The sequence below is a fragment of the Mesorhizobium sp. M0771 genome (assembly GCF_040320155.1).
Taxonomy (GTDB): domain Bacteria; phylum Pseudomonadota; class Alphaproteobacteria; order Rhizobiales; family Rhizobiaceae; genus Mesorhizobium.
On record NZ_JAMYPC010000005.1, the window covers coordinates 151,173 to 165,635 of the forward strand.

10 protein-coding genes and 3 pseudogenes are annotated in these 14,463 nt (G+C 63.2%); 4 read left to right on the forward strand and 9 right to left on the reverse strand.

Features of this window, described 5'->3' with window-relative positions; genetic code table 11:
* Positions 1-231 precede the first annotated feature (231 nt).
* The 6 genes and pseudogenes from NKI05_RS09915 to NKI05_RS09940 form a co-directional block, all read right to left on the reverse strand.
* Positions 232-699, reverse strand: coding sequence for a DUF1203 domain-containing protein (locus NKI05_RS09915; RefSeq protein ID WP_023698789.1), 468 nt, complete (start codon positions 697-699; stop codon positions 232-234).
* Between the two features lie 134 nt (positions 700-833).
* Positions 834-938: pseudogene (locus NKI05_RS09920) on the reverse strand (OmpA family protein); the annotation flags it as partial.
* A 19-nt stretch (positions 939-957) separates the two neighbouring features.
* Positions 958-1,521, reverse strand: a complete 564-nt coding sequence (locus tag NKI05_RS09925) for a GNAT family N-acetyltransferase (protein WP_023682574.1) — start codon at positions 1,519-1,521, stop codon at positions 958-960.
* A 5-nt stretch (positions 1,522-1,526) separates the two neighbouring features.
* A complete protein-coding gene (sseA, locus tag NKI05_RS09930) occupies positions 1,527-2,378 on the reverse strand; it encodes a 3-mercaptopyruvate sulfurtransferase (protein WP_023691267.1) in 852 nt (283 codons plus the stop codon).
* A 95-nt stretch (positions 2,379-2,473) separates the two neighbouring features.
* On the reverse strand, positions 2,474-3,217 hold the full coding sequence (locus NKI05_RS09935; protein WP_023691265.1) for an alanyl-tRNA editing protein: 744 nt from the start codon (positions 3,215-3,217) through the stop codon (positions 2,474-2,476).
* Positions 3,217-4,251: a cysteine synthase A gene (locus tag NKI05_RS09940; RefSeq protein WP_023816020.1), complete on the reverse strand. Its 1,035-nt coding sequence runs from the start codon at positions 4,249-4,251 to the stop codon at positions 3,217-3,219. The genes NKI05_RS09935 and NKI05_RS09940 overlap by 1 nt, the downstream gene beginning before the upstream one ends.
* A 214-nt stretch (positions 4,252-4,465) precedes the next feature.
* Here NKI05_RS09940 and NKI05_RS09945 point away from each other — a divergent pair, with 214 nt between their 5' ends.
* Both NKI05_RS09945 and NKI05_RS09950 read left to right on the forward strand, forming a co-directional pair.
* Complete coding sequence (locus tag NKI05_RS09945) at positions 4,466-5,287, forward strand: SDR family oxidoreductase (RefSeq protein WP_023698793.1); 822 nt, start codon at positions 4,466-4,468, stop codon at positions 5,285-5,287.
* A 70-nt stretch (positions 5,288-5,357) separates the two neighbouring features.
* A pseudogene (locus NKI05_RS09950) lies at positions 5,358-6,338 on the forward strand (alpha/beta hydrolase).
* A 93-nt stretch (positions 6,339-6,431) separates the two neighbouring features.
* On the opposite strand, the gene NKI05_RS09955 reads toward NKI05_RS09950, so the two are convergent.
* Positions 6,432-7,868: a DEAD/DEAH box helicase gene (locus NKI05_RS09955; protein ID WP_031193338.1), complete on the reverse strand. Its 1,437-nt coding sequence runs from the start codon at positions 7,866-7,868 to the stop codon at positions 6,432-6,434.
* Positions 7,869-8,275: 407 nt separating this feature from the next.
* On the opposite strand from NKI05_RS09955, the gene NKI05_RS09960 reads away from it, so the two are divergent.
* Complete coding sequence (locus tag NKI05_RS09960; protein ID WP_023816019.1) at positions 8,276-9,808, forward strand: acyl-CoA carboxylase subunit beta; 1,533 nt, start codon at positions 8,276-8,278, stop codon at positions 9,806-9,808.
* Between the two features lie 644 nt (positions 9,809-10,452).
* A pseudogene (locus NKI05_RS09965) lies at positions 10,453-10,689 on the forward strand (hypothetical protein); the annotation flags it as partial.
* A 220-nt stretch (positions 10,690-10,909) separates the two neighbouring features.
* On the opposite strand, the gene NKI05_RS09970 reads toward NKI05_RS09965, so the two are convergent.
* Together NKI05_RS09970 and NKI05_RS09975 are read right to left on the reverse strand one after the other, a co-directional pair.
* Positions 10,910-12,910 carry a hypothetical protein gene (locus NKI05_RS09970; RefSeq protein WP_352792352.1) on the reverse strand — a complete coding sequence of 667 codons (2,001 nt, stop codon included), beginning with the start codon at positions 12,908-12,910 and terminating at the stop codon, positions 10,910-10,912.
* On the reverse strand, positions 12,907-14,460 hold the full coding sequence (locus tag NKI05_RS09975; protein ID WP_023816016.1) for a bifunctional ADP-dependent NAD(P)H-hydrate dehydratase/NAD(P)H-hydrate epimerase: 1,554 nt from the start codon (positions 14,458-14,460) through the stop codon (positions 12,907-12,909). The genes NKI05_RS09970 and NKI05_RS09975 overlap by 4 nt, the downstream gene beginning before the upstream one ends.
* Between the last annotated feature and the right edge of the window lie 3 nt (positions 14,461-14,463).

The window sequence follows — 14,463 nt, forward strand, 5'->3', positions numbered from 1 at the left end:
GCGGTCGGCAATCCATCGACGCTGGTCTTTTACCGAGAGAATGCGACGGGAGTACGACAAGTCCCAACCGCCATCGGCGTGCGTCGCCATGCCGGCGAGGATCGCGATGCTGTGTGAAGTGCTTCACATCAGCCATTCGAAAAACATGCGCAGACAGGGATGCCAACTTGACGGATCGAGCCGTCACACGGTTCCCAACTGCCCGCCAGACCACCGGCGGGCATCTTTTTGTCAGAAACGCTCGATGCGGCACTGATAACAATTGTTGCGCGCCGAGCGGACGTGGACATAGGCGATGTCGTCGCGCTCAAACAGCGTCTCTGCCCGCGCCGCAATGCCGCCAGTCGGAATGACGCCGCCGCTGCCATAGACGATGCGGTCGTCCGCACCATAGCCGCGCACGATATAGTCGCTGCTCTCAAGGATCTCTGGAAGCGCTTCCGTCTCGGCTGCGCGTTCGCATTCCAGCGCATGCAGGAAGATCGGCCCTGTCTCGGCGTAAGGCTGCAACGCCGGAAACGGCCGATAGGCCATGATCAGATAGCCATCGCCTTCGGCGACGTTTCTCAGGCAATGCCGGCACGGCACGCCGTCGCCATCGGAAACCTTCCGCTCCGGCGTTTGGCCATAGGCGTCCGCCCCGCCGCGCTGCAGCGCTCTCACATCTTCAGTCGGCAAGGCTTTGAACTGGACGGTCATGGCTAAATCTCCGGTGTGGTTGACCGGAAATTATGCCCCCGCCGAGGTGCTTCCCACCCGATTCCTGTCAACTGTCAGCAGCCCGGCCAGTCTCAGGCCGGACTGCTTCGGCATTGGGCAGGTCCCGCGCCGGCTCAGCGGATGAAATCGTCGAAGCGGCGCAGCGTCACCCGGCGGCTGCGCCAGTTCTCGTCCTGGGTCCGCACGAGCAGGAATTCCTCGCCATGAACGGTCGGTTCGGCCTTCAGTCGGAGAAAGTCACGGCCGCATGACGCTGGCCGAGCGCTCGGCGAACGACAGCGGATGCACGGTCTCCTTCTTTTGCGCCACCGGCGCAAAACCGAGCTTCTGGTAGAGCGGCAAGGCAGCCGGATGGTCGAGCGTGCAGGTCTGCACCGTCACCCGTTTCGGCCCATACGACCATGCTGCGGCGATCGCCGCACCGAGGAACCAACGGCCGATGCCTTGCCCGGTCGCATGTTCCATCATGCCGAAATAGGCGAGCTCGACTTCCTCTGGCAAATGCGGCTTGAGGTCGAAGAAACCGGCCGGCGCGCCGTCGAGATAAAGCACCCTGATGTCGCGGTCCTCGCGGTGGATCCCGGCGGCAAGCTCGTCATCGTCCAGCCTCAGCACATTGACCCAATGCCATTTGCGCCCGACCCGATCCATCAGATAGCGATAGAAATGCAGCGGAATGTCCTTGGTCCTGAGCAGCGCGATCTGCCTGTTGTAGGGCAAGGGCGGCGAATAGGCCGGCGGCACATGCATTTCCAGAAACGTGACCGTGACCTCGATGTCGTCCAGCGCGCCATTTTCCATCGCCATCATTCCTTGCCCGTCACCACGGGCGTGTCTGCCAGCCCGCCCCATTCCGTCCATGAGCCGTCGTAGAGCCGGTTGTCGGTGTGGCCGAGCGTCTCCAGCGCCAGAGTGACGACAGCCGCCGTGATGCCGGAACCGCAAGAGGTGACGACCGGTTTCGACAGATCGATACCGGCATCCTCAACGGCCTTGCGCAACTGGTCCTTCGACAACAGCGCGCCATCCTGTGACAGCGCCGAATAAGGCAAATTGTGCGCGCCGGGCATGTGGCCGGAGCGAACACCCGCGCGGGGCTCCGGCTCGGCGCCGGTGAAGCGGCCCGCGCCTCGGGCGTCCGCAATCTGGCTCTCGCCAGTCTCGACGATGCGGCGCATGTCGGCAAGGCTGGCGACGCGAGCGGCATCGAAATCGGCATGAAACACATTCGGCGCGATCTTGGTCGGCTCCGCCGTCACCGGCCGGCCCGCCGCCTTCCAGCGGTCGAAGCCGCCGTCGAGCACATAGACCTGGAACACGCCCATGACGCGGAACATCCACCAGGCGCGCGGCGCCGAGAAGAAACCCGGACCGTCATAGACGACAATGGTGTCGTCGGCCGAAATTCCCATGGCGCCTACATATTGCGCGAAATGCTGTGGCGAGGGCAGCGTGTGCGGCAGCTTGGCATCAGGATCGGAGGCCGCATCATGATCGAAGAATCGCGCACCCGGAATATGCGCAGCCTCATACTCGGCGCGCGCATCGCGCTTCTGCGCCGGCAGATACCAGGATGCATCGACGATCGTCAGGCCGGGCTCGCCAAGACGGCTCTGCAACCAGTCCGCATCGACGGTGAAAGGGCTGTCATCGGCCATTGTTCTTCTCCTGCTCCGCCTTGGCGAAGCATTGCTTCCTGTTGACCATGATCTTCCCCGAAAACCCGCTTCCACTTTTCGGGATCATGGTTCGTTCAAGCTACCGGCATTGGTCCGAAGCGAATGCGAAAACGCCGGTTTTCGCGGCCCTTCTTCTCGATCTTGCCGATATGGATTTCACCGACTTCGCCGGTGCTTTTGACATGGGTGCCGCCGCAGGGCTGGCTGTCGATCGAAGCGTTGTCGCCGATGCAGACCAGGCGGATCTTGCCGGTGCCGGCGGGCGGCCGGACAGTCTTGGATTTCACCAGGCCAGGATTGGCTGCCAGTTCCTCGTCGGTGATCAGCCTGACGAAGATCGGATGATCGGCCCGCACCAGCTCCATCAGCCCGGCGGTGACGTCTTCCCTGGTGAAGCCGGCATCGGGAGCGTCGAAGTCGACGCGGCTGTCATCTTCGGAAACCGCAGCACCGGTAATCGGAAACGGACAGACGACGGTGAGCAAATGGCAAGCTGCGTGCATGCGCATCAGGAGATGCCGCCGCTCCCAGTCGATGGCGAGTTTCACCCGCTCGCCCACCTCGGGTGCCGGCTGCTCCGGCGCCGGCACATGGATGATCTCGTCCTTGGTCTCGCCGGTGATGGTGGCGGCAATGGCGATGCGGCTGCCGTCCGCGCGCTCTAATGTGCCGGTATCGCCAGGCTGGCCGCCCGATGTGGCATAGAAGATGGTCCGGTCGAGAATGATGCCGCCGCGCTCGTTGATGGCGACAACGGTGGCGTCAGCCTCTCTGAGATAGGCGTCGTCGCGAAACAGCGCTTCTGTTCTGTGCGCCATCAGGCGACCTTCTCATACGGCACCGAAATTGTGCTGCGCTCATCCATCCAGCCCGGCACCGGCAGGTTCTTCTCACGCAGGAATTCCGGGTTGAACAGCTTCGACTGGTAGCGCGTGCCATAGTCGGCAAGGATGGTCACGATGGTGTGGCCGGGGCCAAGCTCGCGCGCCAGCCGTATCGCGCCGGCAATGTTGATGCCGGTCGAACCGCCGACGCACAGGCCTTCTTCCTGGATCAGGTCGAAGACGATCGGCAGCGCCTCTTCGTCCGGCACCTGGAACGAGAAGTCCGGCGTGAACCCATCGAGATTTGCCGTGATGCGCCCCTGCCCTATCCCTTCGGTGATCGAGCTGCCGTCGGACTTCAATTCGCCACTGGTGTAGAAGGAATAGAGCGCCGCACCCAGCGGATCGGCGAGCGCGATCTTGACGTTGCTGCTCTTGGCCTTCAGCCCGAAGGCGACGCCGGCCAGCGTTCCGCCCGAACCCACCGCCGAGACGAAACCGTCGACCTTGCCGCCGGTCTGCATCCAGATTTCTTCCGCCGTGGTGCGGATATGGCCGTCGCGATTGGCAACGTTGTCGAACTGGTTGGCCCAGATCGCGCCGTTCGGCTCCGACCTCGCCATCTGCTCGGCCAACCGCCCCGACAGTTTCACGTAATTGTTGGGGTTCTTGTAAGGCACCGCCGGCACTTCGATCAGCTCGGCACCAAGCAGCTTGATCGTGTCCTTCTTTTCCTGGCTCTGGGTGTCGGGAATGACGATCACTGTGCGATAGCCCAGCGCCTTGGCAACCAGCGTCAGGCCAATGCCGGTATTGCCTGCCGTGCCTTCGACGATGACCCCGCCCGGCTTCAACAGCCCGCGCTGTTCGGCGTCGCGGATGATGAACAGGCCGGCGCGATCCTTGACCGACTGGCCGGGGTTCATGAACTCGGCCTTGCCCAGGATCTCGCAGCCGGTCTGCTCCGAGGCCTTGTTGAGGCGGATCAGGGGCGTGTTGCCGATCGCTTCGATCACAGAACGGGGCATCCGGGATTCGTTATGTAGCTGCGGCGAGACCCTAGAAACCCGAAGCTTGCGTTTCAAGGCAAGAATTCGCCTGGTCCAGTCGCATTTCGGGCACTGCAATCTCCCGCGGCCGGACAACGCGCGATGACGATCATTTCAACCAGTACGGAAAAGCGCTCTTTTCATTCGATTTTTTCACCGCTAGAGCACTAATGACAGATCGGCAGGGCGCAGAATGACACTTTACCGGGCCAACCCGAAGCACGGCGTCGCCTGGATAACCGGCGGCAGCAGCGGCATCGGCCGTGCGCTGGCCAAGGACCTCGCGGCAAAGGGCTTTGTCGTCGCGGTCACCGCACTCGACGGCGACCCACTCGACGCGCTCATCGTCGAGACGGCGCAGATGCCGGGACGTGTCGTCGCCTACCCTTGCGACGTCACCGATGAGCCGCGCATGGCAAGCACGGTGGCGGCGATTGAAAAGGAGCTCGGGCCGATCGTGCTCGCCGTCTTCAACGCCGGCAACTACATCGCCACGCCCGGCGAAGACCTCAGGGTCCGCGACTTTCGCCAGACCTTCGAGGTCAACTATTTCGGTATCATCAATGGCCTCGTCCCGCTCATGGAGCGCATGCGCATCCGTGCGCGCGGCCATATTGTGCTTGTCGGATCGGTTACCGCCTATTTCGGCTGGCCGACCACGGCGGCCTATGGCGGCTCGAAGGCGGCGATCAACATCTTGGCCGAGTCGCTGAAATACGATTTCGACAAGATGAATGTCCGGATCCAGGTGATGAATCCGGGCTTCATCGACACGCCGCTGACCGAAAAGAACATGCTGCCGATGCCGGGACTGATGCCGGTCAACCGCGCCTCGCGCCGCATGCTGCGCGGCATCGAGCATGGCGGCTTCGAGGTTACCTTCCCTCACCGGCTGAGCTGGGGGCTGAAGGTGCTGGCACTGCTGCCAAGGCCAGTCTGCCGGTGGTTCATCAGCACGGCGACCCGCTGGACAGGGCGGCCGCTGAATTTCGACCGCAAGCCGCCGAACCAATAGCTGTCCACAGTCCGGCTGTTGCCTGACTGCACCGGCCGCCATAGGCTTTAGAATTGTTGTGGAGTCTGAGATGGGGCGACGGATCGTGCTTGCGGTGCTGGGCGTCGTCATCATCCTTGTCTTGGCCCTCCTGCTTGGTCCGCGCGTTCCCGTCGACACAACAATCAGCTTCGACCCCAAGGTGATCGGCGACGATCCGCAAGCGTATATTGCGCGCGAAGAGGCTGCCGTGCCCAACGTTCGCGACGGGCTCGAGAAAGAAATCATCTGGGCCGATCCGATGGTTCACGCCAGGACGCCATTGGCGATCGTCTAAATCCATGGCTTTTCGGCATCGAAGGGCGAGGTTCGCCCGCTGGCCGACGAGGTCGCCGACCAACTCGACGCCAACCTTTTCTACACCCGCCTCACCGGTCATGGGCAGGACGGCGCTGCTATGGCGCAAGGCAGCGTCAATGCCTGGATCAACGACTATGAGGAGGCGCTCGCCATCGGCCGAGCCATCGGCGACAAGGTGATCGTCATCGGCACCTCGACCGGTGGATCGCTGGCGGCATGGGCGGCGACTGAGCCTGGCGCATCGGACGGCGTCGCTGCAATCGCATTCATCTCGCCGAATTTTGGCATCAGGGCTTCAGGCGCCGAGCTGCTGACCATGCCCTGGGGCAGGCAGATCGCCGATTTCGTCGGCGGCAAGGAGCGCAGCTTTCCGACCCGCAACGCGCTGCACGAGAAACTCTGGACGCACACATATCCAATGGCAGCTGTGCTACCGATGGCGGCGCTGACCAACCTTGCCTACGCAGCGCCTGTGGAGAAGGCAACCATACCGGCGCTGTTCATCTTCTCGGATTCCGACAAGGTGGTGCGCCAGGATCGCACCCGCGAAATCGCCGGCCGCTGGGGCGCACCGCATGAACTGGTGCCCGTCGACGACAATGGCGATCCCGACGACCACGTCATTGCCGGCGACGCGCTGTCGCCCTCGACCACGGCTTTCCTGGCGCAGCGGATCGTCGTGTGGGTGAAGGCAATTACCGGGCAGCCCTAAACGAAAAGGACGGCCGAAGCATTGCCCCGGCCGTCCTCATATTCAATCGTCAGCAATCAAGCCAGGCTCGACGAGCCTGACCGGTTCGTCTGATCAGGCAGCCCGCGCAGCGGGCCGCTTGCCGCCGAAGCGGCGCTTGTTGTTGCCCTTGAAGGCCTTGGCGCCTTCCGGCTTGCGCTCGCTTGCGCCCGCAAAGGCCGGCTTGTCACCAAAACGCTTCTTGGCGAAGCCGTTGTTCTGGCCACCGGGCCGCCTGCCGTCGCGACGGCCATTGCGGTCGTTGCGATCATTGGCGGGCTCGAAGCGCTCGTTCTTTTCGGCCGGATTGCGCACCGGATCCGGGCTGCCGAGATGGTCGGCAACGATCGGCAGCTTGCTGCGGATGATGCGCTCGACCTGACGCAGCTTGCTGTTTTCGGAAGGATCGCAAAGCGTGATGGCGATGCCGTCCATGCCGTTACGGCCGGTACGTCCGATGCGGTGGACATAGCTTTCGGCCTCATCCGGCAGGTCGAAATTCACCACATGGCTGATGCCGGGAACGTCGATGCCGCGCGCCGCGATGTCGGTCGCGACGAGAATGCGCACCGAACCCTCGCGGAAATCGTTGAGCGCCTTCTGGCGGGCGTTCTGCGACTTGTTGCCGTGGATGACGGCGGCCTTGAAGCCGTCGCGCTCGAGGTCCTTGGTCACCCGGTCGGCGCCATGCTTGGTGCGCGAGAAGATGATGACGGACTTCATTGCCTCGTCGGCGAGCATCGTCGACAGCACCTGGCGCTTCTGCTTGGTGCGGGCAAAGACGACGCCCTGCACGATCTCGGCGGCCGCGGTGCTCTGCGGCGCGACTTCGACGCGGATCGGGTTCTTCAACAGGCCCTTCGCCAGCTCGGCGATTTCGTTGGGCATGGTGGCCGAGAACAGCACCGTCTGACGGTCGGGCGCGGTCGCCTTGGCGATCCGCTTGACGTCGTTGATGAAGCCCATGTCGAGCATGCGGTCACCCTCGTCCAGCACCAGCCATTTGGTGTCGGAGAGAATGAGGTCGCCCTCGCGCACCAGGTCGGTCAGGCGGCCGGGCGTGGCGATCAGGATGTCGACGCCGGGCGCAACCTTCTTCACCTGGCTGAAGCGCGAGACGCCGCCAAGCACGAGAGCGGTCGAGACATGCGCGCCCTTGGCGAGGATCTTGATGGTGTCCTCGATCTGGACGGCGAGTTCGCGCGTCGGCGCCAGGATCAGCGCACGAGTGGTCTTGGCTCGGCGCTTGGTGCCGAGCGCGATGATCTTCGACAGGATCGGCAGCGCGAAGGCAGCGGTCTTGCCCGAGCCGGTCTGGGCGATGCCGAAGATATCACGGCCTTCCATCTGCGGCGGGATCGCCTGCGTCTGGATCGGCTTCGGCTCGGTGAAGCCGGCGCCATGCGTCGCCTTGAGCAGCGCGCCCGTGATCCCAAGAGCTGCGAAACCGGTGAGGTCCGCAGTGTTGCCGGTCGAGATCGCGTTACCGGCTGAGGTGTTTTCGTTGGTCAAAATAGTCTTCTTTCACGCGGTCTTGGCCGCAAACATCGATGGCGGCAGGGCGCAACCTGCCGTCGAAAAATTTGATATGAAACGACAAGGCGGGCGGACGGTAACGTCCACTCGGCTGCGCTGTCGTGCCCGCAGGCGTCATGCCACGGGGCTCTTTCGCCACTTCGTGATGTATCGGAAAGAGAGGCCGATATACCGGAAAGAGGGAAAACAGACGCAACCAGTCTCATTTGTCGAGAAGGCCGGAATCTCCGGCCCAAGCGCCTATGGGCTGCATATGGCTGAGTTCGCTCCGGAATGCAAGGGGCCACATGTTGCAGCGCAATAATCGAGGCCGAAAGCGGCGCTTGCACACGCCTGCAGCCATCATTACCACAAAGGCAGCTGCCATTTCTGGGGACCGAGCGATGAAGGACGTGCTGAAGGAACTTGAGCGCCGCCGCGAGATCGCCCGCATGGGTGGCGGCCAGGCCCGCATCGACGCCCAGCACAAGAAGGGCAAGCTGACGGCGCGCGAACGTATCGAGGTCTTTCTCGACGAAGGCTCGTTCGAGGAGTTCGACATGTATGTCGAGCATCGCTCGACCGACTTCGGCATGGAGAAAACCAAGATCGCCGGCGATGGTGTCGTCACCGGCTGGGGCACCGTCAATGGCCGTCCGGTCTATCTCTTCGCCAAGGACTTTACCGTCTTCGGCGGCTCGCTGTCGGAGGCGCACGCCGAAAAGGTCATCAAGGTGCAGGAGATGGCGCTGCGTAATCGCGCGCCGATCATCGGCCTCTACGACGCCGGCGGCGCCCGCATCCAGGAAGGCGTGGCGGCGCTAGGCGGCTATGCCGAGATCTTTCAGCGCAATGTGCTGGCCTCCGGCGTCATTCCGCAGATTTCCGTGATCATGGGCCCTTGCGCCGGCGGCGACGTCTATTCGCCTGCGATGACCGACTTCATCTTCATGGTCCGCGACACCTCTTACATGTTCGTCACTGGGCCGGATGTGGTCAAAACGGTCACCAACGAGACGGTGACGGCCGAGAGCCTTGGCGGCGCGTCCGTCCACACTACGAAATCCTCGATCGCCGACGGCGCCTACGACAATGACGTCGAGGCGCTGTTGCAGATGCGCCGGCTAGTGGATCTTTTGCCCGCGTCAAATACGTCGGAGCTTCCCGAGATCGAATGCTACCAGTCGGTCACCGACCATGACATGTCACTCGATCGGCTGATCCCCGACAACGCCAACAAGCCGTACGACATCAAGGAGCTGATCCTCAAAGTTGCCGACGAAGGCGATTTCTTCGAGATCCAGCAGAACTTTGCCAAGAATATCGTCACCGGCTTTGGCCGCGTCGAAGGCCGCACCGTCGGCTTCGTCGCCAACCAGCCGATGGTGCTGGCCGGCGTGCTCGATTCCGACGCCAGCCGCAAGGCGGCGCGCTTCGTGCGCTTCTGCGACTGTTTCTCCATCCCGATCGTCACCTTCGTCGATGTCCCCGGCTTCCTGCCCGGCACCGCGCAGGAATATGGCGGCTTGATCAAGCACGGCGCAAAACTGCTGTTCGCCTATGCCGAGGCGACCGTGCCGAAGATCACCGTCATCACCCGCAAAGCCTATGGCGGCGCCTATGACGTGATGGCCTCAAAACATCTGCGCGGCGACATGAACTATGCCTGGCCGACGGCGCAGATCGCGGTGATGGGGGCGAGAGGCGCGGTCGAGATCATCTACCGCAAGGACATCGGCGACGCCGAGAAGATCGCAGCCCACACAAAGGCTTACGAAGACCGCTTCCTGTCGCCCTTCGTCGCCGCCGAGCGCGGCTATATCGACGAAGTGATCATGCCGCACTCGACCCGCCGCCGTATTGCCCGCGCACTCAGGATGCTGCGCAACAAGGACATGCAGAACCCTTGGAAGAAGCACGACAACATCCCGTTGTAACATCCAATGTCGCGACTGATCATCAGCGCCGGTCGGCGGTTTGGCAGGTTCACGGTCCTGTTTTTCGTTGTTCCCGCCCTCGTCATCTTCTGCGTCTGGATGTCCCTGCTCGACAACCATCCGATCTGGTTTATCGCCAGCGGCTTTGTCGTCATGCCGATCGCCACCACGGCCTTGGCATTTCTGTTCGGCACATTGTTTGCGGGCTTCCGACGCAGCAAGATCAAAGGCGTCAGTGAAGCAGAAGCGCCCGGCCTGTGGGCGCTGTGGCGGAGCGTCGCCGGACCGCGCCGTGCTGCGCGCATGGTTGTCATACTAGAGGGCAACCTGAACGCCAGCGTGCGCGAAGAGCGCACGCTTCTCGGCCTTCTCGGCAATCGGCTGTTTCTAACCATTGGCATCCCTCTCCTCGCAGTGACCGACGAAAGAGCGCTTGCCGCGATCCTTGCCCATGAGGACGCGCATGTGCGCAACAAGGATACCAATGGCAGCCTCAATCTCGCTGAGTTCGAAAACGGTTTCGGATTTGTCTTCGAGTATGCCCCGCCCGGAACCACGATCACAGGCAGCCTGCTCCACGCCGCTATCGGCTGGCTGTCGCAATCGTTCGAGCGGGAAGAATCCGGCTTTCGCGCGAAGCGGAGATCAAGGCAGATCGACACGCGGCATCCTCCGGCGACGCCGAGCACGCCGCACGCGCGCTGTTGCTTCTTGCCACGGCAGACGTGCATTTCACGGAGACGGTCTATGACCCTTTGCAGCATGAATTGCGAGGTGCTTTGCGTCCGCCGCGACCGCCGCTCGATCGCATGCTGGAAGCTGCCGGTCAGCTGCGAGAACCCAATTGCCTGAATGTTTGCGCCCGCAGGGCGTGGGCAAGCCCGGATGACGCAAAGTCCACCCATCCGTCTTGGGCTCAACGGCTGGCGGCGCTTGGCTACACGGAGCCGCCCGACCTGGACCCGATCGCCGTGACCGCGCTCTCGACGCTGCTGAACTCGAGCGTAGCACAGCGCCACATTTCGGAATTCGACACCAAATGGACTGCGCGGATGGAAGACTATCTCCAGCGCTGAACTGGTGGTCGCCCAACTCGCAGGCTCACTCCTCTTCCGCCGCCCCGAACCCCGCATCCCTGGGGGCGCTGGTCGCGCTCGCCCAGGGCGTCGCGTGATTATCGATGCGCATCTGGAAGATGAAATAGGTCGGCGAGCAGTAGCCGATGCCTTTCACCTTGGCAGCACCCGGCGTGTCCGGCGGCAGCGACTGGCACATATAGTCCTCGCGGCAGAAATGATCAGCCGAGCAGGCTGGACGGTTGCCGCGGTTGACCGCGCCGCCGAGGCACTGGTCGAAATTGTTGGTGGCGACGCAGGTGTCGAATTTCTTGCCGCCGACCATGCCGCAAATTTCCGATGGCATCGGCTTGCCCGTCTTGAATGCGGCGAAGCTGCGGTCCTTGTCGTCGCAGGCGCGATAAGCGATGCCTGCCGGTACGCCGATTTTCGGTGGCCGGCAGGTGTAGGCGGTCCGCGAAAAGGTCGGCGCAAAAGCCGCGAACTGGCCGGTGATCTTGTAGCGGTCGTTGAACGGCTGAGACGGGTTGCTGGCGATCGACCCGGTCAGGCAGGGATGGCCCGAAAACATCTTTGGACTGTCCGTGGGCAACAGACATTGCGCCAACGCGGTATGCACGCCTGAAGCCGTCGCGAGCGGCGTGCAGACGGTGCCGCCACCGCATTGCCAGGTCGCGCCGAAGCGTTTTGCATCATCCGGCATCAGGCACGGCATCGCCATCTCGGCCGGGGCGTAATCGACATCGCCGGCATCGGTCCATGTCGCCGGCGGCGCGAAGGACAGCGGCCGGTAGCGGTTCGGCTCCTTGCCTTCTTCCGTCGCGCGCAGCCAGGCCTCACGTCGCGGAATCTCGGCATGGAGATGCGGCGAGATGCCGACCTCGATCCGGTTGAGAGGCGACGTCGTTTTGTCGTCGAGGCCGATGAAGTGAAAGCCGGCCGTCGAGCCCGCCTGGTGGCAGCCCTGGCAGGCGCCATTGTCCAGCCGCTCGACCAGCGCCTCCGGTGTCCGCACCAGCTTTAGCGCCGCATAGTCCAGGCCGGCGAAATCCGCTGGCTGGAACAGCGGCGTGAACGGATGGTTGGCCCGTCTCGCGCTGCCGAAGGTCGACCACGAGATGATTTTCTTCGCCAGGAATTCGTCGGGGATTTCGTAGACGCCGAGATCGACGGCCGCGACATTGGCGCTGACGAAGTCGGCGAGCCTTTTCTTGAGTGCAGCATTGTCCGAGAGCCGCGCAACGTCAGGCGTATTCTCCAGCGGCTTCTCGCTGATGGCAGCGCCATCGATGCCGAAGATCCGCATCAGATAGGCCGCCTGCCCGCCGAACTCGGTCTCCTGGCCCGAGGGAAAGCGCACCACTTGCGCGTTGAGTTCGAGCTGTTTGAAAGTCAGTTCCTCCGGTGCCAGCGGCCCGCCGACCAGCCAGCCGGCATCGACGTTTTCGTCGATCTGCGGTGTCCAGCGCCCGGCAACGCCGACGCAGCCGCCATCGGCATCCGGCGCCACGCTGTAGACGGCGTTGAAATTGAATGGCAGCCGCGATGCCAGAACCTTGCCGTTCTTGCGGAAACTGTAGGCCAGGCGATAGACAAAGCGCACCTCGCCACAGCTCTTGTCACCTTGCAGCGCGGTGAAGTCACGCCGGTCCAGCCGGTTGACGACGCCGACCAGGCGGAAGCGCGCGGCCTCGGTCTTCAGCCAGCGCATATCCATGATGCGGCCGACATTGCCGTCGGTCACCTCGTAGAGCGTGCGCCCGCCGGCCTTTATCTCGGCCCGCAGCGTGGCAATATCGGTCGCCACCATGTCGACAACAGCACGATAGGCCGGCACCTCACTGTAGAGCGTCTTCAGATCGTCCGCGCCGTCGACGGCGAAAATGCCGGCGAAGCCAAACCCCTTGGCATCGAGGGCGGCGAGCACCGCCGGATCGTCGACGATGGTCACCGGCTGCTCAGCGCGCACGCCATGCGAGGCGAACAGCGCGATGATGGCTGCAATGGCGAGCGCGAAACGCTTCATCCGATCGGCACCTTCTGCCGTGCCTCGACAAGTTCACGCAGCACCGGCACCAGCGCCAGCGGCAGATCCTCGGCGATCAGACCCGGTCCGAAGCGGCTGCCGGCCTCGGCATGGATCCAGACCGCTGCGCAGGCGGCCTCGAATGCCTGCATGCCCTGCGCCAGCAGCGCGGCGACAATGCCCGCCAGCACGTCGCCGGAACCGGCGGTGGCGAGCCATGGTGCACCATTGGCGTTGATCACCGCGCGGCCGTCCGGCGCCGCGATGACGGTGTCGGCGCCCTTGTAGACCATGATGGCGTTGGCTCGTTCAGCGGCTGCGCGCGCCTTGGCGAGTTTCGACTGCTTCTTGTCCTTCGCGATGTCGGGAAAAAGTCTGGCGAATTCGCCTTCATGCGGCGTCAGCACCAATACCGGCGCCAACGGGAGCAGCGCGGCGTCGAACAGGGCCTGAGGCTGATGCGCCAATGACGTGATGGCGTCAGCATCCAAGACAATGGCAGGGCGCTGAATTCCGAATGAACTCGTCGACGTGCGGTTTAGGTCAGCGACCGTCGCGATCAATTGCAACGCGAAATCCCCCACTTTGGGTTTCGGCCCGAGCCCTGGTCCGAACACAAGTACTTCGGGGTGCCTCGCCGACAAAAATTCCTGCACTTCCTCCATCGAACCGGCCTCGCGCAGCATGGTCGATGTCAGATGCGCGGCGTTTACCTGCATGGCATTTTCAGGCGAGAGCACGGTCACCGCCCCTGCCCCGGCTCTGGCTGCAGCCATCGCCGACAGCCGCGCCGCACCTGTCGCGCTCGGCCCGCCGGAAAAGACGCTGACGTGGCCGCGCTTATACTTATGTGTATCGACCGCCGTTTTCGGAAAACAGTATAGCCAGAAGTCAGGCGTGTTCTCGAACGTCTTGATCTTGAACTCATCGACGATCGCATCCGGAATGCCGATATCGGCGACGATGATCTCGCCGCAGAGGCTGCGCCCCGGCATCAGCAGATGGCCGGGCTTTTTCCGCACGAACGTCACCGTCACGTCGGCCTTGAAATAAGCGTTGCTCAAGCCGGTCTCGCCCGACACACCAGAAGGCAGATCGATTGACACCACAGGCACGCGCTCCGCCGCGGCCAATCCTGAGACGGCAGAGGCATGCAGGGATATCTTCTTCGACAATCCCGCACCATAGAGCGCGTCCACGACGACTTCACCCGGTTCCGGGTAGCAGTGTCCGATGTGCTCGACCGGCAGATTGCAGGCCTCGGAAGCTCGCGCCGCATCACTCCCGGGCTTCTGCTTGCCTTCGGCCCAGAGCGTCACATTCACACCAGCCTCGGCCAGCAACCGCGCTACAACATAGCCGTCGCCACCATTATTGCCGGGGCCGCACAGCACGTGCACGCGGCTTGCTGCGGGATAGCGTGCCAGGACCACAGCAGCGACCGCTTCGCCGGCGCGCTGCATCAGGCCATAGCCGTCGAGCGGACCGGCCGCGATCGCCAGCCGGTCGACCTCGCCCATCTCGGCCGGCGACAGGACTTCATTGCTCATGGA